General features: G+C 60.1%; 24 protein-coding genes. 9 read left to right on the top strand and 15 right to left on the bottom strand.

Annotated features, from left to right (window positions below; genetic code table 11):
• The first annotated feature begins 1 nt into the window (after position 1).
• Together ACQKP4_RS18735 and phnN are read left to right on the top strand one after the other, a co-directional pair.
• Positions 2-409: a hypothetical protein gene (locus ACQKP4_RS18735; protein ID WP_427635140.1), complete on the top strand. Its 408-nt coding sequence runs from the start codon at positions 2-4 to the stop codon at positions 407-409.
• A gap of 98 nt (positions 410-507) precedes the next feature.
• Positions 508-1,077 (top strand): phosphonate metabolism protein/1,5-bisphosphokinase (PRPP-forming) PhnN, encoded by a 570-nt coding sequence (phnN, locus tag ACQKP4_RS18730; RefSeq protein ID WP_427635139.1) that lies wholly within the window; start codon positions 508-510, stop codon positions 1,075-1,077.
• Positions 1,078-1,143: 66 nt separating this feature from the next.
• Here phnN and ACQKP4_RS18725 read toward each other — a convergent pair whose 3' ends face one another.
• The 3 genes from ACQKP4_RS18725 to ACQKP4_RS18715 form a co-directional block, all read right to left on the bottom strand.
• Positions 1,144-1,719 (bottom strand): PIN domain-containing protein, encoded by a 576-nt coding sequence (locus ACQKP4_RS18725; protein WP_427635138.1) that lies wholly within the window; start codon positions 1,717-1,719, stop codon positions 1,144-1,146.
• The gene (locus ACQKP4_RS18720) at positions 1,716-2,183 is read right to left on the bottom strand and encodes a helix-turn-helix domain-containing protein (protein WP_427635137.1); all 468 of its coding nucleotides are present in this window, start codon (positions 2,181-2,183) and stop codon (positions 1,716-1,718) included. The genes ACQKP4_RS18725 and ACQKP4_RS18720 overlap by 4 nt, the downstream gene beginning before the upstream one ends.
• A 149-nt stretch (positions 2,184-2,332) precedes the next feature.
• Positions 2,333-3,052, bottom strand: a complete 720-nt coding sequence (locus ACQKP4_RS18715; RefSeq protein WP_427635136.1) for an SDR family oxidoreductase — start codon at positions 3,050-3,052, stop codon at positions 2,333-2,335.
• Between the two features lie 276 nt (positions 3,053-3,328).
• On the opposite strand from ACQKP4_RS18715, the gene ACQKP4_RS18710 reads away from it, so the two are divergent.
• Positions 3,329-3,541, top strand: a complete 213-nt coding sequence (locus ACQKP4_RS18710; protein WP_427635135.1) for a type II toxin-antitoxin system HicA family toxin — start codon at positions 3,329-3,331, stop codon at positions 3,539-3,541.
• A complete protein-coding gene (locus ACQKP4_RS18705; protein ID WP_427635134.1) occupies positions 3,541-3,945 on the top strand; it encodes a type II toxin-antitoxin system HicB family antitoxin in 405 nt (134 codons plus the stop codon). Before ACQKP4_RS18710 ends, ACQKP4_RS18705 begins: the two co-directional genes overlap by 1 nt.
• A gap of 70 nt (positions 3,946-4,015) precedes the next feature.
• Here the strand turns inward: ACQKP4_RS18705 and ACQKP4_RS18700 are convergent, their stop codons facing one another.
• Positions 4,016-5,221, bottom strand: a complete 1,206-nt coding sequence (locus tag ACQKP4_RS18700) for an MFS transporter (RefSeq protein WP_427635133.1) — start codon at positions 5,219-5,221, stop codon at positions 4,016-4,018.
• Between the two features lie 232 nt (positions 5,222-5,453).
• Here ACQKP4_RS18700 and ACQKP4_RS18695 point away from each other — a divergent pair, with 232 nt between their 5' ends.
• Positions 5,454-6,083 (top strand): hypothetical protein, encoded by a 630-nt coding sequence (locus tag ACQKP4_RS18695; protein WP_427635132.1) that lies wholly within the window; start codon positions 5,454-5,456, stop codon positions 6,081-6,083.
• 198 nt (positions 6,084-6,281) lie between these two features.
• Here ACQKP4_RS18695 and ACQKP4_RS18690 read toward each other — a convergent pair whose 3' ends face one another.
• From ACQKP4_RS18690 to gcl, 8 genes are all read right to left on the bottom strand, one after another.
• Positions 6,282-7,280, bottom strand: coding sequence for a sulfate ABC transporter substrate-binding protein (locus ACQKP4_RS18690; protein WP_427635131.1), 999 nt, complete (start codon positions 7,278-7,280; stop codon positions 6,282-6,284).
• Positions 7,281-7,421: 141 nt separating this feature from the next.
• Positions 7,422-8,246 carry an ion transporter gene (locus ACQKP4_RS18685; RefSeq protein WP_427635130.1) on the bottom strand — a complete coding sequence of 275 codons (825 nt, stop codon included), beginning with the start codon at positions 8,244-8,246 and terminating at the stop codon, positions 7,422-7,424.
• 21 nt (positions 8,247-8,267) lie between these two features.
• On the bottom strand, positions 8,268-9,182 hold the full coding sequence (locus ACQKP4_RS18680; RefSeq protein WP_427635129.1) for an urea transporter: 915 nt from the start codon (positions 9,180-9,182) through the stop codon (positions 8,268-8,270).
• Positions 9,183-9,326: 144 nt separating this feature from the next.
• The gene (gene pyk, locus ACQKP4_RS18675) at positions 9,327-10,742 is read right to left on the bottom strand and encodes a pyruvate kinase (protein ID WP_427635128.1); all 1,416 of its coding nucleotides are present in this window, start codon (positions 10,740-10,742) and stop codon (positions 9,327-9,329) included.
• Positions 10,732-12,012 carry a glycerate kinase type-2 family protein gene (locus ACQKP4_RS18670; protein ID WP_427635127.1) on the bottom strand — a complete coding sequence of 427 codons (1,281 nt, stop codon included), beginning with the start codon at positions 12,010-12,012 and terminating at the stop codon, positions 10,732-10,734. The genes pyk and ACQKP4_RS18670 overlap by 11 nt, the downstream gene beginning before the upstream one ends.
• A gap of 201 nt (positions 12,013-12,213) precedes the next feature.
• Entirely contained in the window at positions 12,214-13,104 is an 891-nt protein-coding gene (locus tag ACQKP4_RS18665; protein WP_427635126.1) for a 2-hydroxy-3-oxopropionate reductase, read from the bottom strand.
• Between the two features lie 150 nt (positions 13,105-13,254).
• Positions 13,255-14,037 carry a hydroxypyruvate isomerase gene (gene hyi, locus ACQKP4_RS18660; RefSeq protein WP_427635125.1) on the bottom strand — a complete coding sequence of 261 codons (783 nt, stop codon included), beginning with the start codon at positions 14,035-14,037 and terminating at the stop codon, positions 13,255-13,257.
• Positions 14,038-14,162: 125 nt separating this feature from the next.
• Positions 14,163-15,938, bottom strand: coding sequence for a glyoxylate carboligase (gene gcl, locus ACQKP4_RS18655; RefSeq protein ID WP_427635124.1), 1,776 nt, complete (start codon positions 15,936-15,938; stop codon positions 14,163-14,165).
• Between the two features lie 267 nt (positions 15,939-16,205).
• Here gcl and ACQKP4_RS18650 point away from each other — a divergent pair, with 267 nt between their 5' ends.
• Both ACQKP4_RS18650 and ACQKP4_RS18645 read left to right on the top strand, forming a co-directional pair.
• Entirely contained in the window at positions 16,206-16,646 is a 441-nt protein-coding gene (locus ACQKP4_RS18650) for a GlcG/HbpS family heme-binding protein (protein ID WP_427635123.1), read from the top strand.
• Positions 16,647-16,857: 211 nt separating this feature from the next.
• Positions 16,858-17,316: an REP-associated tyrosine transposase gene (locus ACQKP4_RS18645; protein ID WP_427635122.1), complete on the top strand. Its 459-nt coding sequence runs from the start codon at positions 16,858-16,860 to the stop codon at positions 17,314-17,316.
• A gap of 128 nt (positions 17,317-17,444) precedes the next feature.
• On the opposite strand, the gene ACQKP4_RS18640 is transcribed toward ACQKP4_RS18645, so the two are convergent.
• The gene (locus tag ACQKP4_RS18640; RefSeq protein WP_427635121.1) at positions 17,445-18,050 is read right to left on the bottom strand and encodes a TetR/AcrR family transcriptional regulator; all 606 of its coding nucleotides are present in this window, start codon (positions 18,048-18,050) and stop codon (positions 17,445-17,447) included.
• A 134-nt stretch (positions 18,051-18,184) separates the two neighbouring features.
• Between ACQKP4_RS18640 and ACQKP4_RS18635 the strand changes: the two genes are divergently transcribed.
• Complete coding sequence (locus ACQKP4_RS18635) at positions 18,185-19,099, top strand: DUF808 domain-containing protein (RefSeq protein ID WP_427635120.1); 915 nt, start codon at positions 18,185-18,187, stop codon at positions 19,097-19,099.
• 186 nt (positions 19,100-19,285) lie between these two features.
• On the opposite strand, the gene ACQKP4_RS18630 is transcribed toward ACQKP4_RS18635, so the two are convergent.
• Positions 19,286-20,074, bottom strand: coding sequence for an MlaA family lipoprotein (locus tag ACQKP4_RS18630; protein WP_427635119.1), 789 nt, complete (start codon positions 20,072-20,074; stop codon positions 19,286-19,288).
• Positions 20,067-21,365, bottom strand: coding sequence for a serine/threonine protein kinase (locus ACQKP4_RS18625; RefSeq protein WP_427635118.1), 1,299 nt, complete (start codon positions 21,363-21,365; stop codon positions 20,067-20,069). The genes ACQKP4_RS18630 and ACQKP4_RS18625 overlap by 8 nt, the downstream gene beginning before the upstream one ends.
• Positions 21,366-21,588: 223 nt before the next feature.
• Between ACQKP4_RS18625 and ACQKP4_RS18620 the strand changes: the two genes are divergently transcribed.
• The gene (locus ACQKP4_RS18620; protein ID WP_427635117.1) at positions 21,589-21,957 is read left to right on the top strand and encodes a hypothetical protein; all 369 of its coding nucleotides are present in this window, start codon (positions 21,589-21,591) and stop codon (positions 21,955-21,957) included.
• The last annotated feature ends 153 nt before the right edge of the window (positions 21,958-22,110 follow it).

Raw genomic sequence — 22,110 nt, 5'->3', positions numbered from 1 at the left:
CATGACCGCTATCGCACGCATCACCCTGCTCAGTCTCGTTCTGGGGTTAAGTGCGTGTGCGGTCCAGCGGCCGGAACCGACGACGGCGCCGCCGCCGATCCCGCCTTCGCAACCGAGCCCGACACCGTCGCCCACGCCGACGCCGAGCAAACCGGGTGTTCCGGCAAAACCCGCCAAGCCGCTGCCACGCACGTCTGCCAGTTTCGCCCCGCCACCGGGTGGCGACAGCCATTGGGACGCCAAGCTCGGCGTCTATGTCCTCGATGACCAGCCCAACACCTTCTACCGCCAGCGCACGTATTACCGCTGGGACAACGGCTGGAGCCGCTCGATCAGCCCGAGCGGACCGTGGGAAGAAACCGACATCCATGGCGTGCCGGGCGGTCTGGGACGGCAGTTTGGGCAGTAGCGGATAACCAGTAAGGCGACCTTCGGGTCGCCTTCATGTTTTTAGTGTTTGCTCCGGCGCTGCTTTCGCGCGCTGTCGTGCTTGGAAAAGGTGTTTTGATGGCAGGCAGGTTGATGTATCTCATCGGACCTTCAGGTTCGGGCAAGGACAGCCTGCTGGATGCCGCACGAACGCAGTTGGCCGAACGTGGCTGCCGCATCGTGCGACGGGTCATCACCCGTTCGGCGGAAGCCGTGGGAGAGGCGGCGCAAGGCGTCAGTGCGCAAGAGTTCGCCCAGATGCAGGCGCAGGGCGCGTTTGCCCTAAGCTGGCACGCCAATGGCCTGGCGTACGGCATTCCTCGGGATATCGACGATTGGCTGGCGGCGGGGCAAGACGTGCTGGTCAACGGCTCGCGCGGCCATTTGCCGCAAACCCGCGCTCGATACCCCAACGTGCTTGTGCTGTTGCTGACGGTCGATCAAGCGGCATTGCGCCAGCGTTTGCTGGCCCGGGGACGTGAATCCGTCGCCGAAATTGATGAGCGGCTGGCGCGCAATGCCCGTTTCAGCGAACGCCTGCTCGCCGGGGACGATCCTGCATTGTGCGTGATCGACAACTCCGGACTGCTGGCGAACACTGTCGAGCGGCTGTTGGCCTGCATCGACGGGCAGGCCGGATGCGCTTGATCCTACCCAGCCTGCTGCGCCTCAATCGCTCGATATCGCAGCGGTGCAGAGAGGCGTGAATCGGGTTTAGAGGATCGCCCGATAATGACTCAACGCCTTGCTCGACCGAATCAGGCCTTGGCGTGACAGAAGGTCAAGATAAGGGCCGACCTTCATTGGCGGCATCTTCAGTTGCTGTCGTTGGCGCTGCGCCGCCGCGATCACAGCGGATAAGTCCAGGTCTATAAGGTTGCCGACGAATTCGTCTGGATGTTGCGCCTCGATGCCGAAAGGGACTAACGCTTCAGCGGGGAAGTCTTTTTCATTGAACGTGACGATCACGCTGGCGTGGCAGCGGATGGCCGCCGCCAATACATGTCGATCATCGGCATCGGGCAACGTCAGTGCCTTGATCAGACCTTCGTGACCGGTTACGCAGGCGTCGGGCAATGCCTGATCCATCAGGTCAGACGTGCGATTGAGTTGTTCTGCGCTCAGGTCCGGACGGTTTTTGAGCACGTTGCGCTTCCATTCGTGATGTATCTCCAACGACCATTTCGCTCTGAAGCGCCCGGAGAGCGCGAGCCACATCAGGAAATCTCTGAGGGCGGCGGGGTAAAGCACGCAGGCGTCATATACCGCGGTAAAAGAGGATTGCCTCACTCGTATCCAGTCCTTAACGCTTGTGCCTGCGCGGCGAGAAGCGTCATTGCTCGCTCGCTGGCAGTGTCGCGCCGGGTTTTATAGTCCATCAAATCGGCAAAGCGCACACGTCGGTGCTTGCCGGTTTTGTGGTAGGACAAGTCGCCGGATTCGAGCAGTTTGATCATGTGCGGGCGTGAGATGTTGAGCAGGTCAGCAGCTTCCTGAGTGGTGAGTTTTGCGTGCACCGGTACGACTTTCACGGCGTTGCCGGCCGCGAGTTCAGCCAGAATGTCGACCAGCAATCGGAGCGCCGAAGTGGGCAATTCGACCGTGTGAGCCTCGTTGTGCTCATCAAAAATCTGAATGTGCTGGGTTTCGAATTGGGTCGCCAAATAGGCTGCCAACGCGCGCTGACCTTGAATGGCGGCTTTTACTTCGCGATCGATCGGCAAGGTAATAGTGGGGTGGATGACAGGAGACATGGCGGTTCCCAATAGTCTGAGTAATCGAAGCTGGCAGGCTATTCGAATTAATCGAAAATCGCAATAAACGAAATAATCGAAACCTCAGGCCGCATTCATCAACAGACCCTGCACATACCGCGAGGCTGAATATCACAGCCAGATGCTCGTCAGAACGCGGCTTTGCCGATTGAGGCGCCGCCGTCGACGAACAACGTTTGCCCGGTAATGAAGCCGCTCTGCTCGGACAACAAAAAGGCAATCGCCGCCGCGATCTCCTGCGGCTGGCCCAAACGGCCCATCGGCACACCCGCCAGATAGCGCGCTTCACCTTCGCTGCCGAGTGGATTGTTGGCGCGAAACAGTTCGGTTTCAGTCGGGCCCGGCGCCACGGCATTCACGGTCACACCGGTTTGCGCCAGTTCCAGCGCCCAGGATCGCGTGAAGCTGATCAACGCTGCTTTGGCAGCCGCGTACGCGGTGCGCTGGGTGATGCCGAGCACGGTCAGGCTGGAAATATTCACCACCCGGCCCCATCCCTTGGCGCGCATGTTCGGCAACAACGCCTGCGTGGCTTGCAATGCCGAATGCAGGTTGACCCGCATCACATCGTCGAAGGTGTCCAGGTCGATTTCGCCCAGCACTTGCGGGCGCACAAGGCCGACGTTGTTCACCAGCCCGTCGAATTCGTAAGTTCTGGCCAGGTCTGCGAGGACTTCCTGTGTCAGCACCCGGTCGCTCAAATCCAGCGGAAACAGAATGCCTGGAAAGCTCAGGTCGGCCGTTCGAGCAATACCGACCACCCGATGCCCGGCACGGTCCAGATGCTCGGCCACTGCGCGGCCGATGCCTTTGCTGGCGCCGGTGATGAGAAAGGTACGTCGGGTCATTTGAAAGCTCCTTGAAAGAACATGCCGCCGGGTCAGGCGACATTTGAAAGGGTCAGCCGCGAATCGCATCCCGAATGGCTTCAGGCAGTGGCGCTGAGTGTAATCCGGGTTGACCTCGGCGTAACGATCACGCCGGGCAAAAGACTCTTGCTTGAGAAGAACGGCTGCTTGAATCACACCCTGTAAAACAACCGAGCGTCGCAATACGGTTTTTTGTGCTTGAGTAAAGATAACTCTAGGGTTACTTTTGTTTAGGCCGGAGCAAGGAGGCTATTGGTGCAAAGCAGGCTATTGATCAGGGAATTGGAAGAGGCCGGCTGGATGCTGGATCGGATCGCCGGAAGCCATCACCTCTTCAAACACCGATACAACCCGTACACGATACCCGTCCCTCACCCGAAAAAGGATTTGCCGATCGGGACGGTCAAAAGCATCAGGAGGCGAGCCGGGCTCTATTGCCCGGGAGCCAGCTACGCAGGAGATCCATAATGCAATACCCAATCTGTATCGAGTGGGGCGACGAGAACACCGCCATCGGTATTCAGATCCCCGATATTCCAGGTGCTGTAACGGCCGGGGATACGTTTGAAGATGCTTACAACGCGGCAGTCGAAATTGCTCACATCATGCTGCAAGAGATTGTGGCTGATGGGGAATCGATTCCCCTGCCGACTTCTGCGGCCATGCACCGCAGTAATCCAGAGTTTGCCGACATGGGCTGGGGAATGCTCGAGCTGGACATCGCGCCTTACCTGGGTAAAACCGAGAAGGTCAACGTGACGCTGCCTGGCTATGTAATTCAGCGCATAGATCGTTATGTGCGTGAGCACAATGTGAAAAGCCGCTCTTCCTTTTTGGCTGACGCGGCGATGGAGAAGCTGGTTCGACACTGAGCAGGCAATAACATCGCTTTCGCGGGCCAGTCGGATCGGCAACCGACTGGCCCGCGAAGCTTTTGGCATCTCAAGCCGTCGCCAACGACGCCTTGTTCGAAACACTCAAAAACCGCAACAGCGCCAATAGCGGGAACGCGCTGCCGACAATCACGATCCACAACCAGCCGCCGTGTTCATACACCGCGCTGGCCACCGAGGAGCCAAAGGCGCCGCCGATGAAGATGCTGGTCATGTACAACGCGTTCAGACGGCTGCGGCTTTTGGCGTCGAGGGCGTAGACCGCGCGTTGGCCGAGGACCATGTTCATCTGGACGCAGAAGTCGAGCACCACGCCGGTGACCGCGAGGCCGATGACGCTGTAGGCCGGATGGATGAACGCCGGCAGAAAGCTCAGGCTGGCGAACAGCAGGGCCAACAGCGAGGCGATGCGGGTGTGGCCGGCATCGGCCAGGCGACCGGCAATCGGTGCGGCGATGGCACCAATGGCTCCGACCAGCGCGAAGATCGCAATCTGGCTTTGCGACAGGCCATGATTGCGCGCCAGTTCCAGCGGCACGGCGGTCCAGAACAGGCTGAACGTGGCGAACATGCAACCCTGATAAAACGCGCGCTGACGCAACACCGGTTGTTGGCGCAGCAGTGTCCACAGCGAGCCCAGCAACTGACCGTAAGAGGCGGTGTGGTCAGGTTTGCGCTGGGGAATGGTCAATGCCAGCACGATGCTGATCGCCGCCATCAAAATCGCCGCAATCACAAACATCGCCCGCCAGCCGAAGTGGTCCGCCACCACGCTGGATACTGGCCGCGCCAGCAGAATACCCAGTAGCAAACCGCCCATGATCCCGCCGACCACGCGGCCGCGAGACTCTTCCGGCGCGAGGTGCGCGGCCAGTGGAATCAGGATCTGCACCGACACCGAGCTGAACCCCACCAACAGCGAGATCAGCAAAAATACGTTTGGCTGATCGGTGAACGCGGCGCCCAGCAGGCTGGCAATCGCCACCAGCGTGGTGATGATCATCAGGCGGCGGTTTTCCAGCAGATCACCCAGCGGCACCAGGAAGAACAGGCCCAGCGCGTAACCGATCTGGGTCAGCGAGACGATCAGGCTGGCCATGGTGCTGGTCAGGCCGATGTCCGGTGCGATCAGGCCAATGATCGGCTGGGCGTAGTAAATGTTGGCCACGATGGCCCCGCAGCAGAAGGCGAACAGCAGCACCATGCCTTTGGTCATTGTCGTGGCGCCGTGGGGCGCCTGAGTCGCTGGGTTCATAACGTGTCTCGCTGAACAGAAGGCGGGCGCGCAGGCCAGGGGGCAGGTCAAAGCGGCGCAAGAGGATTGAAGCGATGGCGGACATTCCATTGCGCAATGGCTGACACAGGCCGGGCTGAGCGCCGATGAACCTTGCGTCCAGACATTGAGAGCGGATGATACATTCACTTACATCCTGTTCGATAGCGTGCTTATCTTCTCTCTCCACGTTTCATCATCGGAAGGCACTTTCATGAATGCGATGTTTCGTCACCTGATTCACGGCGCCTCGGCCCTGGCCTTGATCACTTTATTCACCACCAGCCTGGCCCAGGCTGCCGAAGCGCCGGGCCTGCGCATCGGCGTGCGCGGCGAGATCACTGGCGTCAGTGCCGACAGCTTGAAAGTCCACGCCAACAGCGGCGAAGACGTGGTGATCAACCTGGCCAGCGACACCAAAGTCCGCGCTGTCACCCTGGCCAATATCGAAGACATCAAGCCCGGCAGCTACATCGGCTCGGCGGCCATTCCTCAGGATGACGGCACGCTCAAGGCGCTCGAAGTCCATGTCTTCCCGCCGGAACTGGCCGGCAGCGGCGACGGGCATCGGCCGTTTGATCTGGTCAAGGGCAGCAGCATGACCAATGGCAGCGTGGGCGATCTGGTGGTCAGCAACGGTCGTGTGCTGACGGTGAACTACAAGGGCGGGCAGCAGAAGATTCTGGTGCCGGAGGATGTGCCGATTGTGAACCTGACGCCGGGAGACCGCAGCTTGCTGAAGGTCGGCGTGAAGATCGTGACGTTCGTGACCCAAGGCGCTGACGGTACGCTGACCGCGCAATCAATCTCGGCCGGCAAGGATGGCGTGACACCGCCGATGTAAGTGTGATTGCGCAAATCCTGTGGGAGCGGGCTTGCTCGCGAAAGCGGTGTGTCAGCCAATACAAATGGCGCCTGACACACCGCCTTCGCGAGCAAGCCCGCTCCCACAAGGGATTTTCATTGGCTGCATGTTTTGTATCTGCCCGTGGCCACAAAAAAAGGCGACCTTCTCAGGTCGCCTTTTCATTGCGCTCAGGTATTACTGGCCGCTGTAAATCTGGTCAAAGATCCCGCCGTCATTGAAGTGGGTCTTTTGCACAGTGCGCCAGTCACCGAAGGTTTTCTCAACCGACAGGAAATCCACTTTCGGGAAGCGGTCGGTGTACTTCGCCAGTACCGCCGGATCACGCGGACGCAGGTAGTTTGCCGCGGCAATCTCCTGACCTTCTGGCGACCACAGGTACTTCAGGTATTCCTCGGCAGCGGCGCGAGTGCCTTTCTTGTCGACCACTTTGTCGACCACCGACACGGGCGGCTCGGCTTCAGCGGAAACGCTTGGGTAGATCACTTCGAACTGATCGCGACCAAACTCGCGGGCAATCATTTCCGCTTCGTTTTCAAAGGTCACCAGCACGTCGCCGATCTGGTTGGTCATGAAGGTGGTGGTTGCTGCACGGCCGCCGGTGTCCAGCACGGGCGCTTGCTTGAACAGTTTGCCGACGAAGTCTTTGGCCTTGCTCTCGTCGCCACCGTTCTTCAATACATAACCCCAGGCCGAGAGGTAGGTGTAGCGGCCGTTACCCGAGGTTTTCGGGTTTGGCACGATCACTTGTACGCCGTCCTTGAGCAGGTCCGGCCAGTCTTTCAGGGCTTTCGGGTTGCCCTTGCGGACGATGAACACGGTGGCCGAGGTGAATGGTGCGCTGTTGTTAGGCAGGCGTGTGACCCAGTTGTCCGGGACCAGTTTGCCGTTGTCCGCCAGGGCGTTGATGTCGGTGGCCATGTTCATGGTGATGACGTCAGCCGGCAGGCCGTCGATGACCGAGCGCGCCTGTTTGCTGGAGCCGCCGAAAGACATCTGCAACGTGATGTTTTCGTTGTGCTCGGCTTGCCAGTGTTTCTGGAAGGCAGTGTTGTAGTCCTTGTAGAAATCGCGCATCACGTCGTAGGAAACGTTAAGCAGGGTCGGGGCGGCCTGGGCGACGCTGGTCAGTGCCAGGCCAGCGGCCAGAAGCGAGGCGCCAAAGAGTTTTTTCACTGCGCATTCCTTGTTTTGGGTAGGCGCAGCCTGCGGCGGCTCCTACGGGTTCGTTGTCAGTCATTAAGAAGTGTTGCCACTGTTTTGCCAGCGACTATAGCCGGACGTGCATAGGCCTTTAAAGATTAAAAAGCTCTTTGCTTATTCCAGTTTCTTAAACAGTGCATTACCGCACTGCGAGCAGAATGCCGCGCCGTGTTCATGGCTGTTTTTCTTGCACACCGGGCAATCGTGCTGCAACTGTCCGCCGCGCATGGCGTTGGCCAGTTCGGCGGTGAAAATCCCGGTGGGCACGGCGATGATCGAGTAACCGGTGATCATCACCAGCGACGAAATCACCTGCCCCAGCGGCGTCTTCGGCACGATGTCGCCAAAGCCCACCGTGGTCAGCGTGACGATAGCCCAGTAGATGCCTTTGGGAATGCTGGTGAAGCCGTGTTCCGGGCCTTCGATCACGTACATCAATGTGCCGAACACCGTGACCAGCGTGCAGACGCTGACCAGAAACACCACGATCTTCTGCTTGCTGCCGCGCAGCGCCGACATCAGATAGTTGGCTTGCTTGAGGTACGGGCTGAGCTTGAGCACGCGGAAAATCCGCAGCATCCGAATGATCCGGATGATCAGCAAATACTGCGCATCGGCGTAATACAGCGCGAGGATGCCGGGCACGATGGCCAGCAAATCCACCAGCCCATAGAAGCTGAACGCGTAGCGCAACGGCTTGGGCGAGCAGTACAACCGCAGGATGTATTCGACCGCGAAGACAAACGTGAAGCCCCACTCGATGTACGCCAAGACATCGGCGTAGTTCTGGTGGATGGCGTCGATGCTGTCGAGCATCACGATGACGATGCTGGCGAGGATGATCAACAGCAGGATGCCGTCGAAGCGCCGTCCTGCCGTGGTGTCGCTCTGGAAAACCATGACGTAAAGCTCTTCACGCCAGTTTCTGCTGCTGTCCATGGATACCGCCTGAACCAATAATCAGCGAAGCCTAGGTTGATTCTCCCCGGAAGCGCAAGGCGCACGAGCGACCGGGGCCTTGCCGAACACTTGAACGGCGGTGCGCAGGAGCCAGCACGCGAGGATGAATGGCGCGGTCAGCGTAGGCAGACCGACAGCGGCGAATACCGGCGTCAGCCACAGCGCGAATGCAATGCCGGCCAGCGGCAGCCATGGCTGCTGGCGCTGTGAACTGAAGGCAAGGGCGGCGAGCACCGCGTTGTAACTTCCGAGACCGAGCAATGCGCTGTAGAAATCGTGTTGCAGCAGGCTCCAGCCGATGCCCGCGACAGACGCCAGCAACGCGCAGCAAAACGCCCGGCGATCAGCTATGAGCAACCCGGCGGCAATCATCGCACCGGCCAGCGGATGACCGAGAAACATCACCTGGCCCAAGCCTTTGAGCGGGGCGAGAAGCAGGTTCAGCGTGTCGACTTCGATCAGATGCGCTTTTGTCGACGGCGTGGCGAAGCACAGCAGCAACCAGCTCAGCGCCACGAAGGGCGCGGTGCAGGCGGGCAGGTACTGGCTGATACGGGCGCGGCTGAGCCATTGCTGCGTGAGCATCGCGCTCAGGCCGCCAGCGGCGATAATCAGCGGCGGCAGCATCGCTGACCAGGGGAAATAAAGGCTCAGTAGCACGCCGAGTAAAACGCCGTTGTAGCTGAACAACCCGGCCTGACGATCAGCCTTGGCGTAGTTGCGACGTTGCGCGGTGAGCAAACCGGCGACACCGCCCAGCAGCGCACCGCCGAGCAGGGTGGGCGCGGTGAACAGGATCGCCAACAGGCACAGCAGACCGCACAGCGGATGACGCTGGAGGAAAATCTGGCTGAAACCGTTAAGCAGGGCAGTCGCCCAATCGGGGCAGTGGGTGTTGAAGTGGTTGGCAGGCATTTTATTTTTTGGTCAGAGGATCGGTTTCGCCTGCTTCGCGAGCAGGCTCGCTCCCACATTGAATCTCTGTTCAGTCGATGGATTTGGAAACGACACACATCCACTGTGGGAGCGAGCTTGCTCGCGAAGCGGCCAGTACAGGCGCTAGATCAACGTTTCGATCCGCAGTGAGTTAGTCGACCCCGGCTGCCCAAACGGCACACCCGCGGTGATCAACAGCGTGTCGCCGCGCTGTGCCATGCCTTGCGCTTGCGCAATCTCCAGCGCCGTCGAGCACACTTCATCGACCTGACGCAGCCGGTCATTGACCACCGAATGCACGCCCCAGGCCACGGTCAAGCGACGTGCGGCTTGCAGGTTCGGCGTCAGGTTCAGAATCGGCACCGTCGGCCGCTCCCGCGCCGCACGCAAACTCGACGTCCCTGACTCGCTGTAATTCACCAGCACCGCCACCGGCAGCACGTTGCTGATGCGCCGAATTGCGCAACTGATCGCATCGGAAACGGTCGCCTCGGCCTTCGGTCGGCTCACATCCAGTTGCGCCTGATAGTCCGGACCGTTTTCCACTTGGCGGATGATCTTGCTCATCATCTGCACCGCTTCCAGCGGGTATTCGCCGGACGCGGTTTCTGCCGACAGCATCACCGCGTCAACCCCTTCCGCCACGGCATTGGCGACATCGGTGACTTCGGCGCGGGTTGGCGCCGGGGAGAAGCGCATCGACTCCAGCATCTGTGTCGCCACCACCACCGGTTTCCCTAGCTGACGGCAGATGGTGATGATGTTTTTCTGAATCTGCGGCACGCTTTCGGCCGGCACTTCCACGCCAAGGTCGCCGCGCGCAACCATGATCGCGTCGCTCAATTCAGCGATTTCGCGCAACTGAGTCACCGCCGACGGCTTTTCGATCTTGGCCATCAGGAAGGCTTTGTCGCCGATCAGTTCGCGCGCTTCACGAATGTCTTCCGGGCGCTGCACAAACGACAGGGCGACCCAGTCCACGCCCAGCTCGAGACCGAAGCTCAAATCGCGGCGATCCTTGGCGGTCAGCGGGCTCAGTTCCAGCACCGCTTGCGGCACATTCACGCCTTTGCGATCGGACAACTCGCCGCCATTGAGCACGGTGGTGTCGATGGCGTCGTCGTATTTGGTGACCACGCGCAAACGCAGTTTGCCGTCGTCCAGCAGCAGGTCCATGCCCGGTTCGAGTGCGGCGATGATTTCCGGGTGCGGCAGGTTCACGCGGCGCTGGTCACCCGGCGTCGGGTCCAGGTCCAGGCGCAGCGCCTGACCGCGATGCAGTTGGACCTTGCCGTCGGCAAACTTGCCGACCCGCAGTTTCGGGCCTTGCAAGTCCATCAGAATGCCCAGCGGATAATTCAGCTGGCGCTCGACTTCACGAATCCACTGATAACGCTGAGCGTGGTCGGCGTGCTCGCCGTGGCTGAAGTTCAGCCGGAAAATATTGACCCCGGCCTGCACCAGCTCACGGATGTCGTCGATCCCGTCCGTGGCCGGGCCGAGGGTGGCGAGGATTTTGACCTTTTTATCAGGCGTCATGTTTAGGGCTCTCGAGGATCAGGATGGCGCGGAAGTCGTTGACGTTGGTGCGGGTCGGCTCGGTGACGATCAATGCGTCCAGCGCCTCGAAATAGCCGTAGCCATTGTTGTTGTCGAGTTCATCGCTGGCGCTCAGGCCGAGGGCGGCGGCGCGGGTGTAGCTGTCCGGGGTCATGATTGCGCCGGCGTTGTCTTCCGAGCCGTCGATGCCATCGGTGTCACCGGCCAGCGCGTAAACGCCGGGCAAGCCTTTGAGGCTGTCGGTCAGGCTCAGCAAAAACTCGGCGTTGCGGCCGCCACGGCCATTGCCGCGCACGGTGACCGTGGTTTCACCGCCCGACAGGATCACGCACGGCGCTGCCAATGGCTGGCCATGCAACACCACCTGTCGCGCGATGCCTGCGTGGACCTTGGCCACTTCGCGCGACTCGCCTTCGAGGTCGCCGAGGATCAACGGGCTGAAGCCGGCCTGCCGCGCTTTTACCGCCGCCGCTTCAAGCGATTGCTGCGGTCGGGCGATCAACTGGAAATGACTGCGCGCCAGGCTCGGGTCGCCGGGTTTGACCGTCTCCGATTCCGGGCTTTGCAGCCAGGTGCGCACCGAGGCCGGGACTTCGATGCCGTAGCGCTTGAGGATGGCCAGCGCTTCGGCAGAAGTACTTGGATCGGCCACGGTCGGGCCGGAGGCGATGACCGTGGCGAGGTCGCCCGGCACGTCGGAAATCGCGTAGGTGTAAACCGTGGCCGGCCAGCAGGCTTTGCCCAGTCGGCCGCCCTTGATCGCCGAGAGGTGCTTGCGCACGCAATTCATCTCGCCGATGGTCGCGCCGGATTTGAGCAGGGCTTTGTTGATCGATTGCTTGTCGGCGAGGGTGATGCCGGCTGCCGGCAACGCCAACAACGCAGAACCGCCGCCCGACAGCAGGAAAATCACGCGGTCGTCTTCGGTCAGGTTGCTGACCAGTGCTAACACGCGCTTGGCGACGGCAAGACCTGCCTCGTCCGGCACCGGGTGAGCGGCTTCGACGACTTCGATTTTTTCGCACGGGGCGCCGTGACCGTAGCGCGTCACCACCAGGCCAGACACTTCACCCTGCCAGCAGCGCTCGACCACTTGCGCCATGGCGGCGGCAGCTTTGCCGGCGCCGATGACGATCACACGACCGCTGCGATCGGCCGGCAAATGAGCTTCGAGGACTTGCTGCGGATGGGCCGCGTCGATGGCTGTGGCAAACAGCTCGCGCAGCAATTGTTGCGGATCGACCGACATGGCGGGCTCCCGGAATTTCTTGTTATTGGAGGGCAACTCGGTCCTGCGGGAGTGAGCACTGTGGTGAGGGGGCTTGCCCCCGTTGGGCCGCGAAGCAGCCCCAAACTCTCGATGGCACCGGAGATTTTGTGAGTGCCATGCACTCAAACGGGGGCAAGCCCCCTCGCCACAGGGTCGCTCCCCACAGGTTTCGTGCGGGGCCTATTTATCGCGAATCGAGAAATTCGCCATGTGTTCCAGGCCTTTGATCAGCGCCGAGTGGTCCCAGTTGCTGCCACCGATCGCCGCGCAGGTGCTGAACACCTGCTGGGTGTTGGCAGTGTTTGGCAGGTTGATGCCCAGTTCGCGAGCACCGGCCAGGGCCAGGTTCAAATCCTTCTGGTGCAGGCTGATGCGGAAGCCCGGGTCGAAGGTGCCTTTGATCATGCGCTCGCCGTGTACTTCGAGGATCTTCGAGGACGCGAAACCGCCCATCAAGGCCTCACGCACCTTGGCCGGGTCGGCACCGTTTTTCGACGCGAACAGCAAGGCTTCGGCCACCGCCTGGATGTTCAGGGCCACGATGATCTGGTTCGCCACTTTTGCGGTTTGACCGTCGCCGTTACCACCGACCAGGGTGATGTTCTTGCCCATGGCCTGGAACAGCGGCAGTGCGCGTTCGAAGGCGTCGGCATCGCCGCCGACCATGATGCTCAGGCTCGCCGCCTTGGCGCCGACTTCGCCGCCAGACACCGGCGCGTCGAGGTACTGCGCGCTTTTTTCGTTGATCCTGGCGGCGAACGCTTTAGTGGCGGTCGGCGAGATCGAGCTCATGTCGATCACGATTTTGCCTTTGCCGACACCGGCGGCCACACCATCGGCGCGGAACAGCACGTCGTCGACCTGCGGGGTGTCCGGCACCATGATGATGATGACTTCAGCTTCTTGCGCGACTTCTTTCGGGTTCGCCAGCGCGATGGCGCCAGCGGCGATCAGGTCAGCCGGGGCGGCGTCGTGGTGCGCCGACAGGAACAGGCTGTGACCGGCTTTCTGCAGGTTCAATGCCATTGGGTGGCCCATGATGCCGGTGCCGATAAATCCGATTTTAGCCATGAGAAAATCCTCTTGTTTTTATTGCTGCTTCAAGCAAATAGGGAACGCTTTGGGTGGGAGCGGGCTTGCTCGCGAATGCGGTGTGTCATTCAGCATCCGTGTCGTCTGACACACCGCATTCGCGAGCAAGCCCGCTCCCACAGGGATCGGTCAGATCACGTTATGGGTTTTGAGCCAGCCCAGTCCCGCTTCGGTGGTGGTCAGCGGCTTGTATTCACAGCCAACCCAACCCTGATAACCGATGCGATCCAGGTGTTCGAACAGGAAGCGGTAATTGATTTCACCGGTGCCTGGCTCGTTGCGTCCCGGGTTGTCCGCCAACTGCACGTGGTTGATCTCGCCCAAGTGCGATTGCAGGGTGCGGGCCAGGTCACCTTCCATGATTTGCATGTGGTAGATGTCGTATTGCAGGAACAGGTTGGCGCTGCCCACCTGTTCGCGAATCGACAGGGCTTGCGCCGTGTTGTTCAGGTAGAAACCCGGGATGTCGCGGGTGTTGATCGCTTCCATCACCAGTTTGATGCCCACCGCTTGCAGCTTGTCGGCGGCGTACTTGAGGTTGGCGACGAAGGTTTTTTCCACCGTGGCATCGTCGACGCCTTGTGGACGAATACCGGCCAGACAGTTGATCTGGGTGTTGCCCAGCACTTGCGCGTAGGCAATCGCCAGATCGACCCCGGCGCGGAACTCTTCAACCCGGTCCGGCAGGCACGCTATACCGCGTTCGCCCTTGGCCCAGTCACCGGCCGGCAGGTTGAACAGCACCTGGGTCAGACCGTTGGCGTCGAGGGTGGCCTTGATCTCGGCGGAGCTGAAGTCGTAGGGAAACAGGTATTCGACACCACTGAAGCCGGCCTTGGCGGCCGCTTCGAAACGGGCAAGAAAATCCTGCTCAGTGAACAGCATGGACAGGTTGGCTGCGAAACGCGGCATGGTGGTCTCCCGTGTATGTGTGGAATCCCCTGTGGGAGCGGGCTTGCTCGCGAAAGCGGTGGATCAGGCGACATCAATGTTGACTGTGCCAACGCCTTCGCGAGCAAGCCCGCTCCCACAAAGGGTTAATCAAGCAACGAAATCGCGGTCGGTGCATCGTTGCCGACCAGCGCCAGGTCTTCGAATTCGTTGACCGCGTTGATCTCGGTACCCATGGAAATGTTGGTCACGCGCTCCAGAATAATCTCGACGATCACCGGCACCTTGAACTCTTCGATCAGTTCCTGAGCCTTGCGCAGGGCAGGCTGGATCTGACCCGGTTCGAACACACGCAGCGCCTTGCAACCCAGGCCTTCGGCCACCGCGACGTGATCGACACCGTAACCGTTGAGTTCCGGAGCGTTCAGGTTATCGAAGGACAGCTGCACGCAGTAGTCCATGTCGAAACCGCGCTGGGCTTGACGAATAAGCCCCAGGTACGAGTTGTTCACCACGACGTGGATGTACGGCAGCTTGAACTGCGCGCCCACGGCCAGTTCTTCGATCATGAACTGGAAATCATAGTCGCCCGAGAGTGCCACGACCTTGCGGCTCGGATCGGCCTTGACCACGCCCAGTGCCGCCGGAATGGTCCAGCCCAGCGGGCCGGCCTGGCCGCAGTTGATCCAGTGACGCGGCTTGTAGACGTGCAGGAACTGCGCGCCGGCAATCTGCGACAGACCGATGGTGCTGACGTAGCACGTGTCTTTGCCAAACACCTGGTTCATCTCTTCGTAAACCCGTTGCGGCTTGACCGGCACGTTGTCGAAGTGAGTCTTGCGATGCAGGCTGGCTTTGCGCTGCTGGCAGTCTTGCAGCCAGGCGCTGCGATTTTTCAGCTTGCCGGCAGCTTGCCATTCGCGAGCGACTTCGATGAACACGGTCAACGCGGCAGCGGCGTCGGAAACGATGCCCAGGTCCGGGTTGAACACGCGGCCGATTTGCGTCGGCTCGATGTCGACGTGAATGAACTTGCGGCCTTCGGTGTACACATCGATCGAACCGGTGTGACGGTTGGCCCAACGGTTGCCGATGCCCAGTACCACGTCGGACTTGAGCAGCGTCGCGTTGCCGTAGCGGTGCGAGGTTTGCAGGCCCACCATGCCGACCATCAGCGGATGATCATCGGCAATCGAGCCCCAGCCCATCAGGGTCGGGATCACCGGAATGCCGGTCAGCTCGGCGAACTCGACCAGCAAGTCGCTGGCGTCGGCGTTGATGATGCCGCCACCGGCCACCAGCAATGGGCGCTCGGCCTGGTCGAGCAGGGCCAGGGCCTTTTCGATCTGCACGCGGTTAGCGCTTGGCTTGGCCAGCGGCAGCGGTTGGTATGCGTCGATGTCGAATTCGATTTCAGCCATCTGCACGTCGAACGGCAGGTCGATCAGCACCGGGCCTGGGCGGCCGGAGCGCATTTCGTAAAAGGCTTTCTGGAACGCGTACGGCACCTGGCCCGGCTCCATGACGGTGGTTGCCCACTTGGTCACTGGCTTGACGATGGCGGTGATGTCGACAGCCTGGAAATCTTCTTTATGCATACGGGCGCGGGGTGCCTGGCCGGTGATGCACAGAATCGGGATCGAGTCGGCCGAGGCGCTGTAGAGCCCGGTGACCATGTCTGTGCCCGCCGGGCCGGACGTGCCTATGCACACGCCGATGTTGCCGGCCTTGGTGCGGGTGTAGCCCTCGGCCATATGCGAGGCGCCTTCAACGTGGCGAGCGAGGACGTGATCGATGCCGCCGACCTTCTGCAAGGCGGAGTACAGCGGGTTGATCGCGGCGCCCGGGATGCCAAAAGCGGTATCAACCCCTTCACGGCGCATCACCAGAACGGCGGCTTCGATTGCTCTCATTTTGCTCATGGTTTTGTGCCTCTTACGTTTTGTAATTGTATACAAGTGGCTTTGCGCAGAGTTTATTCACGGCGGACGGCGCAGGTCAATCCATTTTCTCAAGCGACTGTTTCATTCGTCGGAAGCCCTATCTACTGTGGCTTTTCGTCGCATGTGGCGCTTTTCGAGAATTATTGTATACAAAAATATAATTCATTGTGTTCTATTTATTGCATTGGACTGCGGCAGAAAAGCGCAGTCTTCCGACTTTCCCGATAACAAAATGAGGACGGCACCATGAGCGCTTTAACCTTGAAAGTCGCAATCAACCTGACCAGTCAGGCCATCTCCGCCGGACGTGCAATCTCGGCGGCACCCTTGACCGTCGCGGTGCTGGACGCCGGCGGGCACCTAGTGACCTTGCAACGCGAAGATGGCGCCAGCCTGCTGCGCCCGCAGGTCGCCATCGGCAAAGCCTGGGGCGCCATCGCCCTCGGTAAAGGCTCACGCTTGCTGGCGCTGGACGCGCAACAACGCCCGGCGTTCTTCGCCGCGTTGAACAGCATGGGGCAGGGCAGCGTCGTGCCGGCACCGGGCGGTGTGCTGATTCGGGATCAGGACGGGAATGTGCTGGGCGCAGTGGGGATCAGTGGTGATCTGTCGGATGTTGATGAGCAGTGTGCGATCAGCGCGATCGAGGCGTCGGGGTTGCGGGCGGATGCTGGGGTGACGGCTTGATCTTCAGCGCCTGAACAAATGCCATCGCGAGCAAGCTCGCTCCCACAGGATTTGATGGTGGTCACAGAACATGTGAACACCGCAGATACTTGTGGGAGCGGGCTTGCCCGCGATGACTGCCCACCAGACACATCCTGCTAAAAGTCTGTCTCACTCTCTGGCATTCACAGGTCTAGTCTTCTGATGAATTCGTCATGGGAGAGGCAAAGGAATGCCTGATTCACCCGCTTCACATCGCCTGCGAATGGGGCGCTATGCCGAACCTAATCGAATCTATCTGCTGACCACCAATACGCTTGATCGCAAGCCGGTTTTTGCCGATTTCGCTTTGGGCAGATTGGTTGTTCATCAATTTCGTCGGGCACAAGATCTCGGATTGGCGAAATCACTGGCTTGGGTCGTCATGCCCGATCATTTCCATTGGCTGGTCGAATTGGAAAACTGTTCGCTCAGAAAGCTGATGCGCCAGACTAAATCCCTTATCACTAGAGAGGTGAATCTTTCGAGTAGTAAAAGCGGGCCGCTTTGGCAGCAGGGTTATCACGACCGGGCGTTAAGGCGGGAGGAAGATTTGGTGAAGTTGGCCCGGTATGTCGTGGCAAACCCGTTGCGGGCCGGACTGGTGGAAAAGCTTGGCGACTATCCGCTGTGGGACGCTATCTGGGTTTGAGTCGGCACCGAATTGCCTTCATCGCTGGCAAGCCAGCTCCCACAAGTTTCTGTGTTGGATTCAAATGTTGAGAACGACACAAATATCTGTGGGAGCTGGCTTGCCAGCGATGGTTGCACCACGGTCCATCAGTCCGGCTCACACCCTTTAAGCACCAGCCGAATAATGGTCTGCGCCGCCGCTTCATAGTCCTCTTCATCCAGCTTGGCCTTGCCAGTGATGGCCGTGATCTGCCAATCAAAGTCGGCATAGGTCTGGGTCGCGGCCCAGATGCTGAACATCAGGTGATTGGGGTCGATCGGGGCGATTTGCCCACGGTCGATCCAGGTCTGGATGCAGGCGATGTTGTGCTTGGCCTGGCCGTTGAGCTGTTCGACCAGGTCGGGGCTCAGGTGCGGGGCGCCGTGCATGATTTCGCTGGCGAATACTTTCGAGGCGAACGGCAAGTCGCGCGAGATGCGGATTTTCGAGCGGATGTAGCCGCTCAGCACGTCGCCCGGCACGCCTTCGGGGTTGAACGGCGTCGAGGCCTGCAGAATCGGCTCGATGATGCTTTCCAGGACCTCTCGGTAGAGGTTCTCCTTGGATTTGAAGTAGTAGTAGACGTTGGGCTTGGGCAATCCCGCCTTGGCCGCGATATCACTGGTTTTGGTCGCAGCGAAGCCCTTGTCGGCAAATTCTTCACTGGCGGCACGCAGGATCAGTTCTTTGTTGCGCTCGCGGATAGTGCTCATAAACCAGGGAGTTCCTTGCCTGTTCTGGCGGTTGCGCATGGTAGCACCGGCCTCGCGCGGCGCTCAAGAATGCCCCGTGTGGCAGTCGGCCGCGCTATGCTGCGCGGCATTCATTCAAGAAGGAAACCTGATTCATGGCAGGAAGCAGTTTGCTGGTGCTGATCGACGACATCGCGGCCGTGCTCGACGATGTGGCGTTGATGACCAAAATGGCCGCCAAGAAAACTGCCGGCGTGCTCGGCGACGATCTGGCGCTCAATGCCCAGCAGGTCAGCGGCGTGCGCGCCGAGCGGGAAATCCCGGTGGTGTGGGCGGTGGCCAAGGGCTCGTTCCGCAACAAACTGATTCTGGTGCCGTCGGCGCTGGCGATCAGCGCGTTCATCCCGTGGCTGGTTACGCCGTTGTTGATGGTCGGTGGTGCTTACCTGTGTTTTGAAGGGTTCGAAAAACTCGCGCATAAATTCCTGCACAGCCGTGCTGAAGATCAGGCGGGTCATGCGCAATTGGTTGAAGCGGTGGCCGATCCGGCGGTAGATCTGGTGGCCTTCGAGCAGGACAAAATCAAGGGGGCCGTGCGCACGGACTTCATTCTCTCGGCGGAAATCATCGCCATCACCCTCGGCACCGTGGCGGATGCATCGCTGACCCAGCAGGTGATCGTGCTCTCGGGCATCGCCATTGTCATGACTATCGGCGTCTATGGTTTGGTGGCCGGTATCGTCAAGCTGGATGACCTCGGACTGTGGCTGACCCAGAAGCCCGGACAGCTGGCCAAAAGCATTGGCGGCGGAATTCTGCGTGCAGCGCCGTACATGATGAAAAGCCTGTCGGTGATTGGCACGGCGGCGATGTTCCTCGTCGGTGGCGGGATCCTGACCCACGGCGTGCCGGTGATTCACCACTGGATTGAAAGCGTCAGCGCAGGGGCGGGCGGTGCCGGGTTTGTCGTGCCGACGTTGCTGAATGCGGTGGCGGGGATTGTGGCGGGTGCGCTGGTGTTGGCGGGTGTCATGCTCGCCAGCAAAATCTGGAAGGCAGTGAAAGGTTAAACCCACCACATCCCCTGTGGGAGCGGGCTTGCTCGCGAAAGCGGCGTGTCAGTCAACCTATGTGTTGGATGTAAAGGCGCCTTCGCGAGCAAGCCCGCTCCCACAGTGGATGGGTGGTGTTTGATCTGGCGTGCATGAAAAAGGCCATTCGATTTGCATCGAATGGCCTTTTTTGTAGCTGCCGGGTTACTCGGCGATCTGCAACTTGCGTGACTCGGTGTACACGTAGCGCACTTTTTCGTACTCGAACGGCGAGTTCAACTGGCCGTAGCGGAAGCTGGTCTGGTAGCGCTTATCGATGGCGCGCAAGACCCAGATTTCAGGATGGTTGGAGCTGACTTCGGAGACGTTCAGGAAGTTGATCGCCGATTCTGCACTGAAGTCCACCACCAGGCCGCTGGTGTCGCGGATGTTCGAAGGGCCGAGGATCGGTAGTACGAAGTAGGCGCCGCCCGGTACACCGTAGAAGCCCAGGGTCTGGCCGAAATCTTCGTTCTGGCGTGGCAGGCCCATGGCGGTTGCCGGGTCCCACAGGCCGGCGATGCCGATGGTGGTGTTGAGCAGCAGGCGCGCGGTGGTTTCCATCGAGCGCTTGCCTTTGAACTGCAGCAGGCTGTTCATCAGGTTCGGCACATCGCCGAGGTTGTTGAAGAAGTTGCTGACACCGGTGCGCAGGAAGCTCGGAGTGATGTAGCGGTAACCGTCGACCACGGGCAGGAACACCCATTGATCGAAGCGGTAGTTGAAGTGGTAGACCCGACGGTTCCATTCTTCCAGCGGGTCGTAGACGGCCAGCGCATTGAGCGTCGAACGTTCGAACTCGCGCTGGTCCAGGCCCGGGTTGAAGGTGAGTTTGCTCAGCGGTTCCTTGAAGCCGTCACTGTCGACCACGACCGGTGCATTGGCTTTGCTGTTGTCGGCATTGGCGACGCCTGCACAGAGTAACGCTGCGATAAGCAGGAGATATTTAGCCACGGAAGAACTCCAGCATGGCGTCGCTGTTGACGCGGTAGTTAAGGTTGCCGCAATGGCCGCCGTATGGATAAACGGTCAAACGGTCGCCGAACGTCTTGCGCAGGAAGCCGAGATCGCCCGGGCCGAGGATCAGGTCGTCGGCGTTGTGCATCACCGCGATTTTCGGGCTGTCGTGCAGGTAATCCTTCAGTGCATACAGGCTGACCTGATCGATCAGTTGCAGCAGGCTGCCGCCGTCGGTGCGGGCGCGCCACATCGGGATCACTTGTTCGGTGATGTAGCAGTCAAAGTCGCATTGCAGCGCACGCTTGAGAAACGGCGTGAGGCTGGTGCCTTCGGTGATCGGGTACTTCGGTGGCGTGATCAGGCCGCGACGGTTGATCAGGTCCGAGGTGAAGGCAATGTCGGCCGCCGAGAAACGGAACGAGGTGCCGATCAGCATGGCCATCTGTTCGTTGGTCAGGTGCTGCTTGGACTGCTGGAAGTCGTAGAGCAGTGCATCGTTGAGGTCGATGTAGCCTTTCTGCTGGAAGTAGCGGGTCAGTTTGTTAAACACCAGTTCATAGAACGTGGTGCTGGTGTTGATGCCCTTTACCTCTGTCTGTACCAGCTTGTCGAGGTTGGTGATCGAGGTGTAGAGGTTGACCGGCGGGTTCAGCAGCAAGACTTTCTTGAAGTTGAAACTGCGGCGGGTTTCGTCCAGGTGCGCGACGAAAGCCGCGTCCAGCGCGCCCAGGCTGTAACCGGTCAGGTAGTAGTCGGTGACCGGCACTTTCGGGTTTTGCGCGCGTACGGCCTGCATCACCCGGTACATGTCTTCGGCGTCTTCCTTGGTGATGCCTGGCGTGGCAAAGCGCGAGGCGGCGCTGATGAAGTCGAAGCTGGTCGGCGACGACAACTGCACCACGTGGTAACCGGCCTTGTAGTAGAGCTTTTTCAGGTACTCGTTGAGGTTGCTGTCATAGCGCGCGCCAGTGCCGGCGATCAGAAAGATCAGCGGAGCGGGTTTATCCTGAGTGGCGATGCGGTAGGTGAGTTTTTTCACCGCCCAGAAGTTGTCCGGCAGTTCGAACGCTCGCTCCGGACGCAGGGTGATGGTGCGATCCGTCTGGTCGATGTCCTCGTCCAGCGGCAGTTCCGGACGCAGGTCAGGCGGCGTCGTGGCGATGGTCGCCTCGAACGGGTTGGTCAAGGGATAGCCATAACTGGCGGCGTCGATGTCGACCGCCAGTGCGGACGCACTCAAAATAAGGCCGCCAAACAGGGCGGCGAAGCGCAAGGAACGGAGCATGACTAGATCCCTTAGAGAAAGGTGCCGAATGAAGTTCGCAGGCTATGACCACTGGATTTGCGCCAAAGTGCCATGCATCGGCACCAAACAGGCTTAATTCGGAGTAATAGTAGCCCGACGATACACTTTGCAGGGGCTGGATGCCCAGTTAAGTGTTGTTAACGCTTGCGTAAGGCGGCCGGAGGTTTAAGCTGGCCGCCGTTTTCGTTTATTGGAGTGCTTCATGTCCCGTCGCTTGCCCGTGATTGTGCTGCTTGTTTTGCTGCCTTTGTGGCTGGCCGCCAGTTATGGCGCGCGTTATGGCTTCATGGAGGATGCGCAGTGGGTCGGCGTCTGCGTGGATGAATCTAGTCGCTGGGAATGCCTGGTTCGGTCGAACCTGGGCTTGATGATTCACTTCAACGTGTTGGGCTGGGCGGCCATCGTTGCAGCGGTGATCGCTTTTGTGCTGCCGGGCCGGGCGGGGTGGTGGCTGGCGGTGCTGGCGCTGGTGTTCGGGTTTCCGGCGCTGGCGTTGTACAACACGACATTGGCGGTGTTCGCGGTGGTGATTGCCGGGCTGCGGTTGGTCCGGGCTTCTCGAAGCGCCTGATCGATAGCCTTCGCGAGCAAGCCGCTCCCACATTTAATCGGTGTCGTATACACCTCCAATGTGGGAGCAACTGTCTTAACCCTGCCATTCGTCACCGCCATTCGGTGCCGTCGCGCAGCATGGCATTCAGCCGGATCAACAGTATCCGCATGC

Origin of the sequence: Pseudomonas sp. NPDC086278 (assembly GCF_050280905.1) — a bacterium.
Lineage (GTDB): Bacteria > Pseudomonadota > Gammaproteobacteria > Pseudomonadales > Pseudomonadaceae > Aquipseudomonas.
This window is presented reverse-complemented; position numbering and strand designations above follow the sequence as displayed.

Bases quoted from the DNA above. Each gene is read 5' to 3' on its own strand.
- ACQKP4_RS18735 (WP_427635140.1), top strand. From the start codon at position 2: ATGACCGCTATCGCACGCATCACCCTGCTCAGTCTCGTTCTGGGGTTA.
- phnN (WP_427635139.1), top strand. From the start codon at position 508: ATGGCAGGCAGGTTGATGTATCTCATCGGACCTTCAGGTTCGGGCAAG.
- ACQKP4_RS18720 (WP_427635137.1), bottom strand. From the start codon at position 2,183: ATGTCTCCTGTCATCCACCCCACTATTACCTTGCCGATCGATCGCGAA.
- ACQKP4_RS18715 (WP_427635136.1), bottom strand. From the start codon at position 3,052: ATGACCCGACGTACCTTTCTCATCACCGGCGCCAGCAAAGGCATCGGC.
- ACQKP4_RS18705 (WP_427635134.1), top strand. From the start codon at position 3,541: ATGCAATACCCAATCTGTATCGAGTGGGGCGACGAGAACACCGCCATC.
- ACQKP4_RS18700 (WP_427635133.1), bottom strand. From the start codon at position 5,221: ATGAACCCAGCGACTCAGGCGCCCCACGGCGCCACGACAATGACCAAA.
- ACQKP4_RS18695 (WP_427635132.1), top strand. From the start codon at position 5,454: ATGAATGCGATGTTTCGTCACCTGATTCACGGCGCCTCGGCCCTGGCC.
- ACQKP4_RS18685 (WP_427635130.1), bottom strand. From the start codon at position 8,246: ATGGACAGCAGCAGAAACTGGCGTGAAGAGCTTTACGTCATGGTTTTC.
- ACQKP4_RS18680 (WP_427635129.1), bottom strand. From the start codon at position 9,182: ATGCCTGCCAACCACTTCAACACCCACTGCCCCGATTGGGCGACTGCC.
- pyk (WP_427635128.1), bottom strand. From the start codon at position 10,742: ATGACGCCTGATAAAAAGGTCAAAATCCTCGCCACCCTCGGCCCGGCC.
- ACQKP4_RS18670 (WP_427635127.1), bottom strand. From the start codon at position 12,012: ATGTCGGTCGATCCGCAACAATTGCTGCGCGAGCTGTTTGCCACAGCC.
- ACQKP4_RS18665 (WP_427635126.1), bottom strand. From the start codon at position 13,104: ATGGCTAAAATCGGATTTATCGGCACCGGCATCATGGGCCACCCAATG.
- hyi (WP_427635125.1), bottom strand. From the start codon at position 14,037: ATGCCGCGTTTCGCAGCCAACCTGTCCATGCTGTTCACTGAGCAGGAT.
- gcl (WP_427635124.1), bottom strand. From the start codon at position 15,938: ATGAGCAAAATGAGAGCAATCGAAGCCGCCGTTCTGGTGATGCGCCGT.
- ACQKP4_RS18650 (WP_427635123.1), top strand. From the start codon at position 16,206: ATGAGCGCTTTAACCTTGAAAGTCGCAATCAACCTGACCAGTCAGGCC.
- ACQKP4_RS18645 (WP_427635122.1), top strand. From the start codon at position 16,858: ATGCCTGATTCACCCGCTTCACATCGCCTGCGAATGGGGCGCTATGCC.
- ACQKP4_RS18640 (WP_427635121.1), bottom strand. From the start codon at position 18,050: ATGAGCACTATCCGCGAGCGCAACAAAGAACTGATCCTGCGTGCCGCC.
- ACQKP4_RS18635 (WP_427635120.1), top strand. From the start codon at position 18,185: ATGGCAGGAAGCAGTTTGCTGGTGCTGATCGACGACATCGCGGCCGTG.
- ACQKP4_RS18625 (WP_427635118.1), bottom strand. From the start codon at position 21,365: ATGCTCCGTTCCTTGCGCTTCGCCGCCCTGTTTGGCGGCCTTATTTTG.
- ACQKP4_RS18620 (WP_427635117.1), top strand. From the start codon at position 21,589: ATGTCCCGTCGCTTGCCCGTGATTGTGCTGCTTGTTTTGCTGCCTTTG.